The sequence below is a fragment of the Cellulophaga sp. genome (genome assembly GCF_039943695.1).
Classification (GTDB): Bacteria; Bacteroidota; Bacteroidia; order Flavobacteriales; family Flavobacteriaceae; genus Cellulophaga.
Genome location: NZ_JBDVAA010000020.1, coordinates 37,214 through 55,619 on the forward strand (window position 1 = coordinate 37,214; position 18,406 = coordinate 55,619).

Below are 18,406 nucleotides of genomic sequence, written 5' to 3' on the forward strand. Positions count from 1 at the left end.
GTTGCAAATATACAATCTTTTAAATTTTTCGCAATCATTTTTCATTCTAATTTTAATTAAATACCTTGCTAATACTAACACCATTATTATGAAAACACTTAAGCTTTTAACTTACAGCGCACTAACAGTTTTATTATTTTCTTGCGGAGGAGCAAATACTCCTGCTTCTAGCCTATTTGAAATTCAAATTACCGGCAAAAAAGCTAAATTTCACCAAAATGAAACAGTAGATATTAACCTTAAGAACAAAAAAAACAAAACTATTAATGCTATAACATATACTATAGATGGTGAAAAAGTTGAAGTAAATAATAATAAATTAGTATTAGATTCTAAAAAAGTAGGCAACAAAACTATTACCGCAGAAGTAAGTTATGATGATACTACAGCTAAGGTTTCTAAAAAAATAACCGTGTTTGCTGGTACATCACCTAGTATTTATACTTATGAGATTTTAAATGAGTATCCGCATAATCCAAACTACTTTACTCAAGGCTTAGAGTTTTACAAGGATACCTTATATGAGAGTACTGGAAAGAGAGAGAAATCTGTATTGGTAAAAAAAGATTATAAAACAGGTACTATTTATAAGCAGCATAAATTAAAAGATACCCAGTTTGGAGAAGGTATAACTATTTTAAAAGATAAAATTTATCATTTAACGTGGCAAAGCAACATTGGGTTTGTTTACGATGTAAATACTTTTAAAGAAATAGACCAATTTACATACGGAAAAAGTAGAGAAGGCTGGGGTTTTTGTAATGATGGAGAAAAATTATATAAGAGTGATGGTTCCGAAAAAATATGGACATTAAATCCTGATACTTTAATTGAAGAAGATGCTATTGAAGTATATACAAATAGTAAAAAACTTATTAAAATAAATGAGTTAGAGTATGTTAATGGAAAAATTTACGCTAACACTTGGCAATCTGGCCAAGATGTAGCTGTAATTATAGATCCAAAGAGTGGTGTTGTAGAGGGCATAATTAATTTTAACGGTTTAAAAGATAAGGTTACAAAAACTGATGATGTAGATGTTTTAAATGGTATTGCATATAACCCAACCACCAAAACATTTTTTGTTACTGGTAAAAATTGGGATAAAATGTTTGAGGTAAACATTTTAAAAAAATAAATAGTGAAAATCTACAACAAAACTATTACTGTCACCGCAGATGATTTAGACGATTTAAACCACGTTAATAACGTTAGGTATTTGCAGTGGGTACAAGATATATCTAAAGAACATTGGCAAGCATCTGCTAGCAAAGAAATACAAAACAACCATATGTGGGTTGTTAGCACTCATTTTTTAGAGTATAAATCTGCTGCTGTTTTAAATGATATTATCAAGGTTAAAACCTGTATTAAAAAATCTGAAGGAGCAATATCTATTCGTATTGTAGAAATGAGAAATGCAGAAACAAACAAACTTATTTTAAAATCTAAAACAGAATGGTGCCTTTTAAATGCTAAAAGCTTAAAACCTATACGTGTATCAGAAAAAATAAAGAATATTTTCATTGATACCAATCAATAAAATATAAAATTCTACTCCTTATTATACAGCTATAATTTTTTATTACTATATAATAAGGATATTACAAATTACCATTACAGTTTAAAAAACTTCACTCTTAATTTCTTTTTTAAACAAACCAAAGTGACTCTAAAATTTCACCAGTAAATAATAAAAATTTATCATCTTAAAATTAATGCTTACAGTTTTCTAGAAAACAACTATTTATTCTATTTTCCTTTTTATTTGTAAGTTTTTACCCCTAAAAGGCAAAAAAACAGACATTTTAACACTCAAAACCACAAAAAATTAGAGGTTTACGTGTAATCTGTTTCATAAATGTATATGTAATTTTATGCTAGAGAATATTAGCAATGAATTACTCATACACAATAATAGGTAACTCTGCTTCTTCTAATTTGCAACTTCAGCATTTTTTAGAAGAGTATAATGACTTTATGTGTGTAGATATTTCAGAAAATTCTAACAGTGCATTAAATAGTATTTTAAAATATAGTCCTGATATTATTTTCGTTGACCTACAAAAAAATGCTGAAGAATATTTTAGAATGGTTTCAGATTTATATCAATATATAAATAACATTCCTTTAATAATAGGTGTAAGTAAAAATAAGGAACACGCCTATGATGCTATAAAGAATGGATTTTTTGATTATTGGCTACTACCATATAATGAATTTGATATTAGGAAATCTGTTTTAAAAATAAGAAAGCAAACTCCTGTAAAGGAAACTTCACCAACATTATGTCTTCAATCTTATAAAGATTACCAATATATTGACACTTCAGATATATTATATTTAAAAGCAGACAACAACGCCACAGATATATACTTGCATAGTGGTAAACGAATAAGCGCTTTTAAAACATTAAAGACATTTGAAAACAAATTACCCGAAAATTTCATAAGAATACATCAAAGTTACATCATAAATAGCAGCTACGTATCCGGAATTAATTACGGAAAAAGCGTATGCGTCATAAGAAAAAGTGATGTAAAACTACCCTTTTCAAAATCATACAAAGAAAAAATAGATACTATAAAGAATAAGATTAGTAAAAATGCTATTTCTACACATAATTAATCAAATACTAATAAAAATAAACTATAGACTCACAAAAACCAACTACATACTAATGAAAATAAATTCTTACTATTTTTATAAGATATTGATTATACTTTAGCAAAGCAATAAAAACATATTTAACCTAAAACAAAAATTATGAAAAATCTAATTAACCTACTTGCCTTGTTTATTTTCAGTCTATTATTATTTTCTTGTGATGCAGATAGTAATTCTAATGATGCTCTGTATGAAAATGTAAGCCTTACTGATGACGATGAGATAGAAAGACCTAAGGGAAGTGGCGGAGAAGCAGTTACCGATGATGATGAAATAGAAAGACCAAAAGGTAGTGGTGGTTCTGTAGATTAAATACCAACTAAGAAATAAAAAAGTAAAGCCTTAAATGTTAAATTTAAGGCTTTTTTTATACCTTAGGCTATTCTAAAATCCAATTTTCGTGCAAAAAATATGTACTCTACTTATTATAACTACATTACTCTTTTCATGTAAAAATGAAAAAGAAAAAATAGAGACCACAGTTAACGTAAAATACGAGCAAAAAAATAGTGATACAACTAATTTATTACAACATAAAAAAGATTCCTTGTATAGAAAAAGGTTACACTCATTAGCTTATACATATTTAACACAAAATGATTCTCTAAAATTTAGAAAAACGAACAAAAAAGTAATAGAGTTATCTAAAAAACAATACGACTCTACCCTATTATCAAATGCATACTGGGATTTAGGATATTTTTTTGAAAAAGCAGTAAAAATAGACAGTAGTTATTTTTACTATTTACAAGCTCAAAAAATTTTTAATTTACAAGGTAATGCTATAAAAGAAGGTAAAGTGCTTCAATCTATCGCTTTTATACAATCTAACGCTAAAGATTATAGAGGTAGTGAAATATCTACCATAAAAGCTATTGAATTATTTGATAACAAGAAAGATACAGATATAGACTTATACAGATCTTACAATAATTTAGGGTCTGTTACTAATGCTTTAAAAGAGCATGATAGAGCCTTAAAATATTATAATAAAGCACAAGAATACTATAAAAAACTAAAGCCAAAAAGTAAAATAAACACTGCTTTAGTTAATAATATAGCTAATGTATACAGAGACAAAGAAGATTATAATAGCGCTATTAAAAACTACAAAAAAGTACTTGCTGTAGATAGCCTATATGAGAAAAAAACTTTGTTCTACGCTAAAGTACTAGACAATTACGCCTACACAAAGCTAAAACTAAAAGATACTGCTAATGTAGAGCAACAACTATTACAATCATTAAAAATAAGAGATAGTTTAAATGACATTTCTGGTTTGGCAGTGAGCCACTTTAACTTAGCAGAGTTTTATATTCTAAAAAAAGATACTTCAAAAGCTTTAGATAATGCTAAAAAGGCTGAAGAATATTCATTAAAGACAAAAAACAATAAAAGATTATTACAGGCTTATGACCTACTCACATCTATAGACCCTATTAACGCCAGTAGTTATGCACATAAGTACATTGTGTTAAACGATAGCTTAATTGCAGAAGAAAGGTTACTACAAGATAAGTTTACCAGAATTAAATATGAAACAGACGAAGTTTTAGAAGAAAAAGAAGTTTTAGAAGAGCAAAAACAGCTACTTATATACTTTGTTATTGGCGCACTACTACTGGCTTTTGCAGTTTTTGTAATTGGTAGTCAATATATAAAAAATCAAAAATTAAGGTTTGAACAAGAGCAGCAAGAAACCAACTTAGAGACTTTTAATCTAATGCTAGATCAAAAAGGTAAACTAGCAAAAGCTAAACAAGAAGAGCAAATACGAATATCTCAAGAGTTACATGATGGTGTTTTAGGCAGTTTAACAGGAATAGGTTTAATATTAAAAGCTACCAACAAAAGAGCAGACCAAGAAGCCATTGATGAACGCTTAGATCTTATAAAACAATTACAAGAAACAGCAGAAGAAATTAGAACAATTTCGCACACCTTAAGTGCTGCTTCTTCTAAAAAAATGCAAAACTTTACAAATTCTATTATTGAATTACTACATAACACTGGCAAAGCTTCAAACATAAAAACAAGTTTTACATTTGATAATAAAATAGATTGGGATCATTTAAATGCTGAAATTAAAATTAACCTTTATAGAATGATACAAGAAGGGGTTCAGAATTGTGTAAAATATTCTAAAGCAGAAAATATTTTATTAGATTTAAGTATGAAGAATTCAAATTTATCAGTAATTTTATCTGATGACGGTGTAGGTTTTAACCTCCAAAAGAAAAAAAGAGGCATAGGGCTTAAAAATATATTTTCTAGAGCTAATAAAATAAACGCTAAAGTAAATATTGACAGTACATTAGGAAATGGAACAAAAATTCACATTTCTATACCGCTAGATAAAAAAGATACATTTAATACATAACCCAGATCAAAGTTTAATAAAATATGCGAACCCTAAAAATATTAGCTGTTGATGATCATCAACTTATACTAAAAGGATACCAGTATACATTTGCAGATATAAACCCAGCTAAATATAATATAAACTTAACCACAGCAGGTAGTTACCAAAAAGCAAAACAATTAATAGAATCTAACATTTTTGATGTTGCTTTTTTAGATATTCAGATTGAAAGGCCTGATAAAGATAATATTGATGGTAATAAAACAGGAGAAAACCTAGGAATACTTTTAAGAGATATTTCACCAAAAACAAAAATAATATTTCAATCGTCATTTAGTGATAGTTTAAGAATTAGTAACATCTTTTCATCAGTAAATCCAGATGGTTATATTGTTAAAACAGAAGTTAACGAGGAGGTTATAGAAAAAGCATTAGACAATGTTTTAAACGACAGCACCTACTATTCTAAGTCTGCTATAGATGTTTTTAGAAAAACAATGACTAATAACATTATGATTAATGAAGATGATAAAGAAATTCTTTACCGTTTATCATTAGGTATAAAAACTAAAGATTTGGTTGACTATGTTAATTTATCTGTTACAGGTATAGAAACAAGAAAACGTAAATTAAAATTTATTTTTGATATTGAAAATGAAAACGACCTTGCTTTAATTAACGAAGCAAAAAGGAGGGGTTTTATTTAAAAGCTTGTAAGTACCAACTTACCTTGTTAAAAAATTTAACATATTTTTTGCCGTTTGAGCTAATAACCTCAAAAAATCCAAGGTTTACGTATAATCCAAACTCAAAAAATCATCATAGTTTTGTAGTAAGTATAACCTACAATTCATACTATGATGCCTAACCCATCGAGATATAAAGACATACGGTATTCTAATAACGTCCCAGAATGCATATTAGAACAACTAGAAATTTTTAGGAATGAACTAGAGAAAGCATATTTCTCTAAAGTTCTAATTAGAGTATTAAATAATAAGCCTGATGCCTATGAAATTGGAATAGAATTTCAATCTAACTTTTGGTTATCTGAAAGCGTTTGCTATTATAATAACTCTAATTGGCTAAAAGACAAGTTAGATATTAACTCGTCTAGATTAGAGCAATTTTATAAGAGCTTAGAAAAACTAAGGTGTAATACAGAACAATTCGTAGATATTGCAGAATGCGCAATATATTTAGCAGATACATCTGTAATTATAAGCAAAGTGTGCACTAACAGTATTATAAACAGTTTAGATGCTATATTAGATACGTTAGTTACTAATGTAGAGTGTTTAATGACTGAAAATTTAGAACTACCTACAGAAATACACTTACCAATTTTATCTGAAGATAATATAAACTTAACCAATAATATAACTGAAAAATCTTACTTCGGGTTCTGGGGACTTTATTATGAGTCTGAAGAAGATGCCGTTATTTATGATGTGCGCAACAACAGCACAAATAGAGGTGACCTATTTATGATAGATCATATATAATAAATGGAAAACCAATTAAGGTTTTCCATTTATTTAACGGTTTTTTTATTTAAAATATTAATTAAACAATGCTCTACCTTCCATTAGAGCATTTACTTTATCTCTAACATTTAAAATAACCTCTTCATCTTCTGGGCTATTAATTACGGCGTCTACAAAGTCTACAATAGTTTGCATATCTGCTTCTTTTAAACCACGTGTTGTAATAGCTGCAGTTCCAAAACGGATACCAGATGTTACAAAAGGAGATTTATCATCAAAAGGAACCATATTTTTATTTGCAGTAATATCTGCTTTTACCAAAGCATTTTCTGCATCCTTACCAGTAATATTTTTATTTCTAAGATCTATAAGCATCATATGGTTATCTGTACCACCAGATATAATTTTATAATCTTTTTTAACAAATGCTGCGGCCATAGCTGCTGCATTTTTCTTTACCTGAATCATATAATGTAAATACTCATCAGTTAACGCCTCTCCAAAAGCTACTGCTTTTGCGGCAATAATATGCTCTAAAGGTCCGCCTTGGTTCCCTGGAAAAACTGCCAAATCTAATAAAGCAGACATTTTACGCAAGTTTCCGTTTTTAAGTTTAATTCCAAATGGATTTTCAAAATCTTTCCCCATCATAATCATACCTCCTCTTGGACCACGTAATGTTTTGTGCGTAGTTGTTGTAACAATATGGCAATGTGGCATAGGATCATTTAAAATACCTTTAGCAATTAAACCAGCTGGATGAGAGATATCTGCTAACAACAAAGCACCAACACTATCTGCAATTACTCTAAAACGCTCAAAGTCTATATCTCTAGAGTAAGCAGAAGCACCAGCAATAATCATTTTTGGTTTTTCCTTAGTAGCTATCTCTTGTATTTTATCATAATTTAAAACTCCTGTTTCTTCCTCTACTCCGTAAAAAACTGGGTTATACAAACGACCAGAAAAGTTTACTGGAGAACCGTGAGTTAAGTGTCCACCGTGAGACAAATCAAAACCTAAAATAGTATCTCCTGGTTTTAAACAAGCGTGGTATACAGATGCATTTGCTTGTGAACCAGAGTGTGGCTGTACATTTACATATTCTGCACCAAAAAGCTCTTTAGCTCTATCAATAGCTAATTGCTCTACTTCATCTACAACCTCACAACCACCATAATAACGCTTTCCAGGATAACCTTCTGCATATTTATTGGTAAGCACAGAGCCTGCAGCTTCCATAACTTGTGGACTCGTAAAATTCTCTGAAGCTATTAATTCTATTCCTTCTAATTGACGTTCTTTTTCGTCATTAATTAAATCAAAAATTTGGTTATCGCGTTGCATAGATATTTTATTGCGTTAATAAAGTGTAAAAATACAAATTGCGATTCTTTAATCAGAAGAAAATAATATATTTGAAAAGAAATTTATCAAAAAAAAATTAACACGTACAATATGCCTATAAAAACTAACGATCCTTCAAAAAAATCTTGGATTTCTGTTGATTCTACTTCAGATTTTCCAATTCAGAATATTCCTTTTGGTGTATTTTTAACTAGGGAAGATATTATTACCATAGGTACTCGTATAGGAAACTATGCTATAGATTTAGGTGCATTGCACCAATTAGGGTATTTTGATGGTATACCGTTAACAGATGATATATTTTTACAAGATTCTTTAAATGATTTTATATCAGACGGAAAAAAAACTTGGCGTTTAGTTCGTAACAGAATTAGCGAAATATTTGACATAAATAACACAGCATTACAGAACAACGAAGAGCACAAAAAAATTGTGTTATTTACTATGGACGAAGTAGAAATGCAACTACCAGTTCAAATTGGTGATTACACAGATTTTTACTCTAGTAAAGAACACGCTACCAATATTGGTACAATGTTTAGAGATCCTAACAATGCATTGTTACCTAACTGGCTGCATATACCTGTTGGTTACCACGGTAGAAGCTCTACAATTATACCAAGCGGAACTCCTGTACATAGACCTAACGGGCAAACATTACCAAAAGGAGCAGAAACACCTGTATTTGGACCTTCTAAACTAGTAGATTTTGAATTAGAAACAGCTTTTATTACTACTGATGCTAACCTTTTGGGTGAGGCAATACCTGTAAACGAAGCTGAAGACTATATTTTTGGAATGGTTGTTTTTAACGACTGGAGTGCCAGAGATATTCAAAAATGGGAATATGTACCACTAGGGCCATTTTTAGCTAAAAACTTTGCTTCTTCAATCTCTCCTTGGATTGTTACTTTAGATGCTTTAGAACCTTTTAGAACCGCTAGTCCTGTACAAGAACCTAAGCCACTACCCTATTTACAGCAAACAGGAGAAAAGTCTTTTGACATTAATTTAGAGGTAGATATTACACCAGAAAATGGTGAACCAACAACAGTATCTAAATCTAATTTTAAGTATATGTATTGGACAATGGCACAACAACTTGCACACCACACAGTAAATGGTTGCAAAGTTAATAGTGGAGATATGATGGGGAGTGGTACAATTTCTGGTCCTACACCAGATTCTTACGGCTCTATGCTAGAACTATCTTGGCAAGGAACTAAGCCTGTAGAATTAGCCAACGGAGAAACTAGAAAATTTATACAAGATAATGATACAGTTACTTTAAGAGGTTACTGTGAAAATAACGGTGTACGTATTGGTTTTGGAGAAGTTTCTACAAAATTACTACCTGCTATTCCTTTAAAATAAAATAGCTCAACTTTTAAAAAATTCCCTTTATAAGGGAATTTTTTTTGCCTAATAATTATACTATAAATCAAAATAATAGACAATAAGTTTAGTCTTACATGAAAAATAAAAAGGCTAAAACCCCTTGTAAAATATACTATTAAGCAGCATACAGCGTTTGCTCTTTTGTATATTGGCACGACTATTGAAAATGTACCTACAATATTAAACCAAATGTTATGAAAAAAATTCTACTATTAACCGCAGTATCTATTTTTTTAGCCTCTTGTAGCGGAGTTAAAAAAACACAAGAAGCTATTAATACAGGTAATTACTTATCTGTAATACAAACATCTGTTAAGAACTTAGCAGCCAACAAAACTAAAAAAAGCAATCAGCCATATATAAGCTTGTTAGAAGATGCTTTTAAAAAAAATACAGATAGAGAATTAAATCAAATTGAGTTTTATAAAAAAGATGGTAATGCTTCTAATTACGAGCATATTTTTAATGCTTACAATCGTCTTAAAAATATTCAAGAGCAAATTAAGCCACTATTACCTTTAAGAATTATAGAGGAGAATAGAAATGCTAATTTTACCATAACTAATTATGATGATAAAATTTTATCATCTAAAAAGCAACTAGCAGAGTATTTGTACAATAATGCTAGTAACTTACTTGCAAATGCCGTAAACAAAGATGATTACAGAAGAGCTTATGATGATTTTAATTATTTAAATGAATTAAGTCCTAACTATGCTGACACTAGGTTAAAGATTGAAGAGGCTCACAACAAAGGCATAGACTATATTAAAGTTAAACTTGTAAATAGTACAGATAAAATTATACCTGTACGTTTAGAGGACGACCTATTAAACTTTAATACTTATGGTTTAAATGATTTATGGACGGCATACCACACACAACCTATAAACAATGTAGTGTATGATTATGAGATGAAAGTTGATTTTAGAGAAATTAATATTTCACCAGAACAAATTAGAGAAAAAGAGCTAGTTAAAGAATCACAAATAAAAGATGGTTATAAGTATGTATTAGATGAAGATGGACAAGTTGTTTTAGATGAAGATGGAAACAAAGTAAAAACAGATAAGTTTAAAACTGTTAGATGTAACTTTTATCAATTTACACAATCTAAATCTGCACAAGTAACCGGTGTGGTTAGCTTTACAGACTTAAACACAAAACAACAAGTAAATACTTACCCATTAGCTAGTGAGTTTATTTTTGAACACAATTACGCTAATTATAGAGGTGATAAAAGAGCTTTAACAAGTGATTTAATTTCTATGTTAAGTTTAAAATCTGTACAATTTCCAAGCAATGAACAAATGGTTTATGATGCCGGAGAAAGTTTAAAAGCTAATTTAAAAAACATTATAACTAGACATAAATTCTAACATTTAAAATTTACAAATAACAAAAAAGCCCTTGCAATTGCAAGGGCTTTCTTTTTAAATATACTTTTCAAAATCTAGTTCAGAAATACTACCGTGAGATGCATTAGCAACTGCAACACCATTTTTTATAACTAATAATTGTGGTGATTGGTGAATAACTTGAAACTTATAACCTGTTTCATTAGACACCTCTCTGTATTGCAACAAGTCTAAATAATACAAATCTGCCTGCTCCTCTGTAAAATTATACGTATCTCTAAACATCTTAATTACCATACGGCTAATACCACAAGTAGTAGAGTGTTTAAAAATAATTTGAGTTTTGGTTTTAGATTTTTCTTCAATCTCTTGCAATTGTGCAACTGTAGTTAAGGGTATCCAAGGCAATTGTTTTTCCTCTTTTTTATTTTCATCCTTACTTCCAAATATACCTTTAAATAATCCCATTTTATTCTTAATTTTATAGTTAAGTCGATGCAAAGCTACAACCTTACAACTGACTATTTGTCTTGAAAAAACAAGTGATAACAGCCATTTTGTCCGCCTTATCGCTTTGGTAAGATAATTGACTTTAATCTTGTAAAAATACTAATACTATAAAAAATACAACATATATGAACATTAATAATTTTACAATAAAATCTCAAGAGTCTTTGCAGCAAGCGCAATTGCTAGCACAGGAACTTGGGAATCAGCAAATAGAAAACGAACATTTATTTAAAGCTTTAATTAAAGTTGATGAAAACGTAATGCCTTTCATCCTAAAAAAATTAAATGTAAATGTTACACTATTAACACAGATTGTAGACAAAGAACTACAAAGTTTACCTAAAGTAACTGGTGCAGATATTATGATGTCTCGTGAAGGTGGTAAAACAATTAACGAAGCAATTATTGTTGCTAAAAAAATGAATGATGAGTATGTATCTACAGAACACCTACTCTTAGCCATTTTTAAATCTAAAAGTAAAATATCTCAAATCTTAAAAGACCAAGGAGTAACAGAAAAAGATTTAAATGCTGCAATAACAGAATTAAGAAACGGAAACAATGTAACATCTCAAAGTGCAGAAGAAAACTACAATTCTTTAGAAAAATACGCTAAAAACCTAAACAGACTAGCAGATGAGGGCAAATTAGACCCTGTAATTGGTCGTGATGAAGAAATTAGACGCGTACTACAAATTTTATCTCGTAGAACAAAAAATAACCCTATGCTAGTTGGTGAACCAGGCGTTGGTAAAACAGCCATTGCAGAAGGTATTGCACACCGTATTATACAAGGTGATATTCCTGATAATTTAAAAGACAAAATAATTTATTCTTTAGATATGGGAGCCCTAATTGCTGGTGCAAAATACAAGGGTGAGTTTGAAGAACGCTTGAAATCTGTAATTAAAGAAGTTACAAGTGCAGACGGACAAATTGTGCTGTTTATTGATGAAATACACACATTAGTAGGTGCTGGTGGCGGAGACGGAGCTATGGATGCCGCTAACATACTTAAACCTGCATTAGCTCGTGGAGAATTACGTGCTATTGGCGCCACTACTTTAGATGAATATCAAAAGTATTTTGAAAAAGATAAAGCACTAGAGCGTAGGTTTCAAAAAGTAATAGTAGACGAGCCAAGTACAGAAAGCTCTATCTCTATTTTACGTGGTATTAAAGAAAAATATGAGGCTCACCATAAAGTACGCATTAAAGATGAAGCTGTTATTGGAGCCGTAGAACTATCTCAACGTTACATTACCAATCGTTTTTTACCAGACAAGGCTATTGATTTAATGGATGAAGCTGCTGCTAAATTACGTATGGAAATTAACTCTAAACCAGAAGAATTAGATGTTCTTGATCGTAAAATAATGCAATTAGAAATTGAGATTGAAGCCATTAAAAGAGAAGACGATAAAGACAAACTAAAAATACTTAACGTAGACCTTGCAAATATTAAAGAAGAACGTAATGAAATTTTTGCAAAATGGGATAGCGAAAAAACTGTTGTAGACAACATACAGCAAGTTAAACAAGATATAGAAAACTATAAGTTAGAAGCAGAACGTGCAGAACGTAATGGAGATTATGGTAAAGTAGCAGAAATACGTTATGGTAAAATTAAAGAGTCGCAAGAAGCTTTAGATAAATTACAAAACACCTTAGCAGAACAACAAAGTAACGGTACTTTAATACAAGAAGAGGTTACATATGAGGATATTGCAGATGTGGTTGCAAAATGGACAGGTATTCCGGTAACTAAAATGCTACAAAGCGAAAGAGAAAAGTTACTAGACCTTGAGTCTGTTTTACACAAACGTGTAGTTGGGCAAGAAGAAGCTATAGAGGCAGTATCTGACGCCATTAGAAGAAGTAGGTCTGGTTTGCAAGATGCAAAACGCCCAATTGGCTCTTTCTTATTTTTAGGTACAACAGGTGTTGGTAAAACAGAACTTGCTAAAACTCTTGCCTCTTATTTGTTTGATGACGAAAATGCATTAACCAGAATAGATATGAGTGAGTACCAAGAAAGACACTCTGTAAGTAGATTAGTTGGTGCACCTCCAGGTTATGTTGGTTATGATGAAGGCGGACAGTTAACTGAGGCTGTAAGACGCAGACCTTATTCGGTAATTTTATTAGATGAAATTGAAAAAGCACACCCAGATACTTTTAATATTTTATTACAAGTGTTAGATGAAGGTAGATTAACAGACAACAAAGGTCGTGTTGCAGATTTTAAAAATACCATTATTATAATGACAAGTAATATGGGTAGCGCTATAATACAAGAAAGTTTTGATACGCACAAAGATGCTGTAAAAGCAACAGAAGCTGCTAAAACAGACGTATTAGGTTTGTTAAAAGCAAACATTAGACCAGAGTTTTTAAATAGGATAGATGATATTGTAATGTTTACACCATTATCTAAAGACAATATAACTCAAATTGTACGTTTGCAATTAAATGCTCTTAAAAAACTAGTAGCAGAACAAAACATAACTATTGACGCTACAGATGAAGCTATTGCATTTTTAGCTAAAAAAGGATATGATCCACAGTATGGAGCAAGACCAGTTAAGCGAATTATACAAAAAGAAGTATTAAACAATTTATCTAAAGAAATATTATCTGGCAAAGTAACTACAGACAGTATTGTTTTAATAGATAGTTTTGATGATAAATTGGTGTTTAGAAACAATAATTAATATAATTTAACAAGAATAGTAAAAAAAGCTTCCTTTAAGGGGGCTTTTTTTATGGTTCTATTTTATAGATTTTATATATTCGTAGAAACAACAAAGAGCATATGTCCACCAAGGCAGAAAAAACCAAAGAATTTATCATTAAAACTTCTGCGCCAATATTTAGCAAACAAGGCTATGTTGGTACAAGTATGAGTGATATTACCAAAGCAACCAATCTCACAAAAGGGGCTTTATATGGTAATTTTAAAAATAAAGAAGAAATTGCTCTAGCTTGTTTTGAGTACAATACCAATAAACTTTTAACAAAAATAGACGAACGCTTAAATATAGACGGCACTTCTTTAGATAAAATATACAGCTTAACTAGTTTTTACAGGCAGTATGCTGTATTTACTTTAGATATGGGAGGATGCCCCATAATAAATGTTGGTGTAGATGCTGAGTATAATAATAAAATACTATCCAGTGCAGCTAAAGAAATTGTACGCACTATAGAAGGTAAAATTGCTGCTGTATTAGAAAATGGTGTTAATAACAACGAATTAAAGTTACCTGTTACTCCTTTACAATTTGCAAAACAATTATATACAATGCTACAAGGCTCTGTGGCAATGGCTACCATTACACAAGATCGCAAGTATCTTTTAAATACAGTTAACTACATTAATCACTTAATAGAAAAGGAAGTTAAGTTATAAGTTTTCTTTTTTCTTGATAATAAAAGGCAGCATAAATTATATACTTTTTTGGCTAAAATTTAGTTATTGTATATACAACAACATCAAAAAAAATATTACATAAATGAAATTTTTAAAACCTACACTTTTAATATTACTTTTTTCAGTAATACTTGCTTGTAAAAATGATAAAAATGGCGCTTCTAATGAAGAAGCTAATAATACAGTTTCTACCTTCTATTTTATAAGACACGCAGAAAAAGATAGGTCGGACCAAGAAAACCAAGATCCAGAACTAGCCCAAGAAGGCTTAGGAAGGTCTATTTTTTGGGCTAAGGTTTTTGAGCCAATTGCTCTAGATGCCATTTATTCTACGGACTACCAAAGAACACAAATGACAGCGGCACCTACATCTGTACAAAAAAATATTTCTGTTACAAGTTATGATCCTTCAACCATAGAACCACAGCAATTTGTAACCGATAATTACGGTAAAAAAGTTTTAGTAGTTGGCCACAGTAACACTGTACCTAAGTTTGTAAATGCAATTATTGGTGAAGAAAAATTTGAACAAATAGATGATTATGACAACAGCGGCTTATTTATAGTAACAATAATTGGTACACAAGCCACTGCTGTAAAACTTAACTTAGATATTAGTAGACAATAATATTATCTAGTTCAATTTTAGATAATAATTCCAATTCATTGTTTTGGAACATTTTATCAATCTCTAAAATATTCATAGACTCGGTTTTAGGTTTGTAATTTTCATAATCTACAAATCTAATTCCGTTTACATAACGTTCGTTATAAGCAACTCTAAAACGCATACCTCCATCATTAACAAAAAACTTGTACGCTAAATAGTCTGGTTTAGTAGTTTCTTTATTAAACCAATACAAGTAAGTATCCTCAAAATCATCCCCTCCGTTTTCCTCACTAAAAGTTATTTTTACCTTATAGTATTGCTTTTCTTTAATAGTAACTTCTCCTAAAAATTCTTTTTTAACAGCTGCATCATTTAAACCATAAGGCAAAAGAGCAAAGTAAAAAACAGAGTTAATAGCATTATCAAACTTAACAGCCATAGAATCTGGCACGCTAACCAAACTATCATTTACTAAACGTGTAAACTTAGCTGATTTAATATCTGTAATAGTAGAAGAATCTTGTTTAAAAATACGCTTCATTATTCTACCACCGTTGTCTTGCAATAAAACATACTTTTTATTTCTAAAATCAAAAGAAATATTTTTAGTTTTATACAAACTGTCGCCTGTAGTTTTAATTGCATTGTCAACAACAGACTGCGCTGTTACTTCTTGTTTCTTTTCATTCTTACAAGCCGAAATTACAATCAGCAATAAGAAAAACATACTTTTTTTAATCATAAAATAAAATCTTTAGTGCATTAGTTGTAATGCTTTTAAAATCTTTACAAAATTGGTTTAAAATATTCTATTTTTGCAGTCTATGATGCAGAAAAAAATCAATATTAAAAATAAAAGAGCTAGGTTTGAGTATGAGCTATTAGATACTTATACAGCGGGCTTAGTTTTGTCTGGTACAGAAATAAAATCTATAAGAGAAGGTAAAGCAGCTATTACAGAAAGCTTTTGTGAATTTAATGACAGAGGAGAACTTTTTATAATTAATATGCAGGTTGATGAGTACTCTCACGGATCTCACTACAATCACCAACCAAAAGCATCTAGAAAATTATTACTGAATAAAGGAGAGCTAAAAAAACTTGAAAAAGAAGTTAAAAATACTGGATTAACTATAGTACCGTTAAATTTATTTTTAAATGACAGAGGTTTGGCTAAAATTAACATTGCATTAGCCAAAGGTAAAAAACTGCATGATAAAAGAGACTCTATAAAAGATAGAGACAATAAACGAGACTTAGACCGTATAAAAAAGAGCTTTAATAATTAGTTTTTATTCTCTAACAGTGGTACAAATTTAAAAGAACCAAATTCTTGTTTCTCAAATTCTAAATCGGATTTACGTACAAATAAAGTCATTATTTGGTCTTCTACCCCTACAGGTATCACCAACCTACCTCCTATTTTCAATTGCGCTAGTAATGGCTTAGGAACTATTGGCGCGCCAGCAGTAACAATAATACCATCAAAAGGAGCTTCTTCTGGGTAACCTTTATAACCATCTCCTAAAATTGCCTTTTTAGGCCTAATTCCCATTTTAGGGAAAAACAGCTTATTTTTTTTAAATAATTGAGATTGCCTTTCTATAGTAAATACACGAGCACCTAACTGTAATAAAACAGCAGTTTGGTATCCACTTCCTGTTCCTATTTCTAAAATAACATCATTAGGCTTTACCTCTAATAATTGTGATTGAAAAGCAACTGTGTAAGGCTGAGAAATAGTTTGCTCTGCACCTATAGGAAATGCTTTGTCTTGGTAAGCATGATCCTCAAAACTACTATCTAAAAACAAGTGTCTAGGAACCTTTTTTATAGCTTCAATAACCTTTGTATCTGTAATACCTTTTGCTACTAAAGTGTTAGCCAAAAGATTACGTTTACCACGATGTTTTAAGGTGTCTTTCAAAAGAGAATATTGGTTTAGTTTGAGCTACAAATTTAAGAATAAAAAGAAGATTTTATAGTAAAAACCAACTGTAGATATAAAATTAAAATTAGGTTTAATTAAAGTAATCAACATAGCAAGCCTAGTAGAAAGATTATATGTATTTTTGGCAATAATTAATAAAAAAATACCTAATGAGCATTGAAAGAGAATTAAGTAAAAGAAGCCAAAACAAATGCGAACTTTGCTCCAATGAAGAAAACTTAAAAGCTTACCAAGTTTCACCTACAAAAAATGGAGATTTACAAGATACAATATTTGCGTGCAACACGTGTATCACACAAATTGAAGATCCAGAACAAACAGACCCTAATCACTGGAGATGTTTAAATGATAGTATGTGGAGTGAACAAATACCTGTACAGATTATTGCTTGGCGTATGCTAAACAGATTACGTAAAGAAGGTTGGCCACAAGATCTTTTAGATATGATGTATTTAGATGATGATAATTTAGAATGGGCAAAAGCTACAGGTGAAGGTGAAGATCCTGAAGATAAAATAATACACAGAGATAGTAATGGTGTTATTATTAATGCAGGTGATAGCGTAGTGCTTATTAAAGATTTACCTGTAAAAGGCTCTAGTATGGTTGCTAAAAGAGGTACTGCCGTACGTAGAGTATCTTTAGATCATGAAAATGCAGAGTACATAGAAGGTAAAGTAGACGGGCAACAAATTGTGATTATTACTAAGTACGTAAAAAAGATATAAGTACTAACAAATACTAAAGTACAAGCAAATAATGTTTCATTTTTTTAGTAAAAAATATTTTTTAGTCGATTATTTAGAAGGCTACACAGACATACACAACCATATTTTACCAGGTATAGATGATGGTGCAAAAACACCAGATGAATCTTTAGAAATATTAGATGGCTTTAGTGACTTTGGAGTAACCAACTTCATATGCTCACCTCATATAATGAGTGGGTACTACCCTAATAATCCGCACACTATAGCTTCTTCTTTAGCTGTATTAAAGAATGAGTTAAAAAATAAAAACAAAACAGGTTTTACTATAGATGCAGCCGCAGAACATATGGTAGATCCTTATTTTGAAGAGCTTATAGCAACTAAAGAATTTATGCCTCTAAAGAAAGATTTTATACTAATTGAAATGTCTTTTTTACAAGAATCAATAAACTTTAAAGAAGCTGTACAAAAATTAAATAAAATACCATTGTCTCCTATCTTAGCCCATCCAGAACGCTATGCATTTGCACATAACAGATTTAAAGATTACAA

The 18,406-nt window shown here is 30.2% G+C and carries 19 protein-coding genes; 15 read left to right on the forward strand and 4 right to left on the reverse strand.

From position 1 onward, the window contains the following. Positions 1 to 88: 88 nt before the first annotated feature. The 7 genes from ABJD66_RS01845 to ABJD66_RS01875 all read left to right on the forward strand — a co-directional run bounded on the left by ABJD66_RS01845 (position 89) and on the right by ABJD66_RS01875 (position 6,534). Positions 89 to 1,138 carry a glutaminyl-peptide cyclotransferase gene (locus ABJD66_RS01845; RefSeq protein ID WP_348127555.1) on the forward strand — a complete coding sequence of 350 codons (1,050 nt, stop codon included), beginning with the start codon at positions 89 to 91 and terminating at the stop codon, positions 1,136 to 1,138. Positions 1,139 to 1,141: 3 nt separating this feature from the next. Further along, positions 1,142 to 1,543 (forward strand): acyl-CoA thioesterase, encoded by a 402-nt coding sequence (locus tag ABJD66_RS01850; protein WP_348127558.1) that lies wholly within the window; start codon positions 1,142 to 1,144, stop codon positions 1,541 to 1,543. 353 nt (positions 1,544 to 1,896) lie between these two features. Next, positions 1,897 to 2,628, forward strand: coding sequence for a LytTR family DNA-binding domain-containing protein (locus ABJD66_RS01855; protein WP_100896216.1), 732 nt, complete (start codon positions 1,897 to 1,899; stop codon positions 2,626 to 2,628). Between the two features lie 138 nt (positions 2,629 to 2,766). Beyond that, positions 2,767 to 2,979 carry a hypothetical protein gene (locus ABJD66_RS01860; protein ID WP_348127562.1) on the forward strand — a complete coding sequence of 71 codons (213 nt, stop codon included), beginning with the start codon at positions 2,767 to 2,769 and terminating at the stop codon, positions 2,977 to 2,979. An 88-nt stretch (positions 2,980 to 3,067) separates the two neighbouring features. After that, positions 3,068 to 5,047 (forward strand): sensor histidine kinase, encoded by a 1,980-nt coding sequence (locus tag ABJD66_RS01865; protein ID WP_348127565.1) that lies wholly within the window; start codon positions 3,068 to 3,070, stop codon positions 5,045 to 5,047. A 23-nt stretch (positions 5,048 to 5,070) separates the two neighbouring features. After that, the gene (locus tag ABJD66_RS01870) at positions 5,071 to 5,736 is read left to right on the forward strand and encodes a response regulator (RefSeq protein WP_100896219.1); all 666 of its coding nucleotides are present in this window, start codon (positions 5,071 to 5,073) and stop codon (positions 5,734 to 5,736) included. A gap of 150 nt (positions 5,737 to 5,886) precedes the next feature. Next, positions 5,887 to 6,534: a hypothetical protein gene (locus ABJD66_RS01875; RefSeq protein WP_100896220.1), complete on the forward strand. Its 648-nt coding sequence runs from the start codon at positions 5,887 to 5,889 to the stop codon at positions 6,532 to 6,534. A 57-nt stretch (positions 6,535 to 6,591) separates the two neighbouring features. Here ABJD66_RS01875 and glyA read toward each other — a convergent pair whose 3' ends face one another. Beyond that, positions 6,592 to 7,863, reverse strand: a complete 1,272-nt coding sequence (gene glyA, locus ABJD66_RS01880) for a serine hydroxymethyltransferase (protein ID WP_100896221.1) — start codon at positions 7,861 to 7,863, stop codon at positions 6,592 to 6,594. Between the two features lie 111 nt (positions 7,864 to 7,974). On the opposite strand from glyA, the gene fahA reads away from it, so the two are divergent. Both fahA and ABJD66_RS01890 read left to right on the forward strand, forming a co-directional pair. Beyond that, positions 7,975 to 9,258: a fumarylacetoacetase gene (fahA, locus tag ABJD66_RS01885; protein ID WP_303542537.1), complete on the forward strand. Its 1,284-nt coding sequence runs from the start codon at positions 7,975 to 7,977 to the stop codon at positions 9,256 to 9,258. A 218-nt stretch (positions 9,259 to 9,476) separates the two neighbouring features. Then, positions 9,477 to 10,661, forward strand: coding sequence for a hypothetical protein (locus ABJD66_RS01890; RefSeq protein WP_100896223.1), 1,185 nt, complete (start codon positions 9,477 to 9,479; stop codon positions 10,659 to 10,661). 54 nt (positions 10,662 to 10,715) lie between these two features. On the opposite strand, the gene ytxJ is transcribed toward ABJD66_RS01890, so the two are convergent. Then, positions 10,716 to 11,108: a bacillithiol system redox-active protein YtxJ gene (gene ytxJ / locus ABJD66_RS01895; RefSeq protein WP_100896224.1), complete on the reverse strand. Its 393-nt coding sequence runs from the start codon at positions 11,106 to 11,108 to the stop codon at positions 10,716 to 10,718. Between the two features lie 167 nt (positions 11,109 to 11,275). On the opposite strand from ytxJ, the gene clpB reads away from it, so the two are divergent. From clpB to ABJD66_RS01910, 3 genes are all read left to right on the forward strand, one after another. Then, positions 11,276 to 13,864, forward strand: a complete 2,589-nt coding sequence (gene clpB / locus ABJD66_RS01900) for an ATP-dependent chaperone ClpB (protein ID WP_348127572.1) — start codon at positions 11,276 to 11,278, stop codon at positions 13,862 to 13,864. A 101-nt stretch (positions 13,865 to 13,965) separates the two neighbouring features. Next, positions 13,966 to 14,562 carry a TetR/AcrR family transcriptional regulator gene (locus tag ABJD66_RS01905; protein WP_100896226.1) on the forward strand — a complete coding sequence of 199 codons (597 nt, stop codon included), beginning with the start codon at positions 13,966 to 13,968 and terminating at the stop codon, positions 14,560 to 14,562. A gap of 103 nt (positions 14,563 to 14,665) precedes the next feature. Continuing rightward, complete coding sequence (locus tag ABJD66_RS01910) at positions 14,666 to 15,211, forward strand: phosphoglycerate mutase family protein (RefSeq protein WP_100896227.1); 546 nt, start codon at positions 14,666 to 14,668, stop codon at positions 15,209 to 15,211. On the opposite strand, the gene ABJD66_RS01915 is transcribed toward ABJD66_RS01910, so the two are convergent. Further along, entirely contained in the window at positions 15,198 to 15,935 is a 738-nt protein-coding gene (locus ABJD66_RS01915) for a DUF6503 family protein (protein ID WP_348127577.1), read from the reverse strand. The genes ABJD66_RS01910 and ABJD66_RS01915 overlap by 14 nt on opposite strands. Before the next feature lie 85 nt (positions 15,936 to 16,020). Between ABJD66_RS01915 and smpB the strand changes: the two genes are divergently transcribed. Further along, a complete protein-coding gene (gene smpB / locus ABJD66_RS01920; protein ID WP_198519469.1) occupies positions 16,021 to 16,482 on the forward strand; it encodes an SsrA-binding protein SmpB in 462 nt (153 codons plus the stop codon). Here smpB and ABJD66_RS01925 read toward each other — a convergent pair. Next, positions 16,479 to 17,120: a protein-L-isoaspartate(D-aspartate) O-methyltransferase gene (locus tag ABJD66_RS01925; protein WP_100896229.1), complete on the reverse strand. Its 642-nt coding sequence runs from the start codon at positions 17,118 to 17,120 to the stop codon at positions 16,479 to 16,481. The two genes, smpB and ABJD66_RS01925, sit on opposite strands and share 4 nt — an antisense overlap. Positions 17,121 to 17,293: 173 nt before the next feature. Between ABJD66_RS01925 and ABJD66_RS01930 the strand changes: the two genes are divergently transcribed. Then, on the forward strand, positions 17,294 to 17,872 hold the full coding sequence (locus ABJD66_RS01930) for an alkylphosphonate utilization protein (protein ID WP_100896230.1): 579 nt from the start codon (positions 17,294 to 17,296) through the stop codon (positions 17,870 to 17,872). Between the two features lie 31 nt (positions 17,873 to 17,903). Further along, on the forward strand, positions 17,904 to 18,406 hold a 503-nt coding region (locus tag ABJD66_RS01935; RefSeq protein ID WP_348127582.1), incomplete at its 3' end, for a CpsB/CapC family capsule biosynthesis tyrosine phosphatase.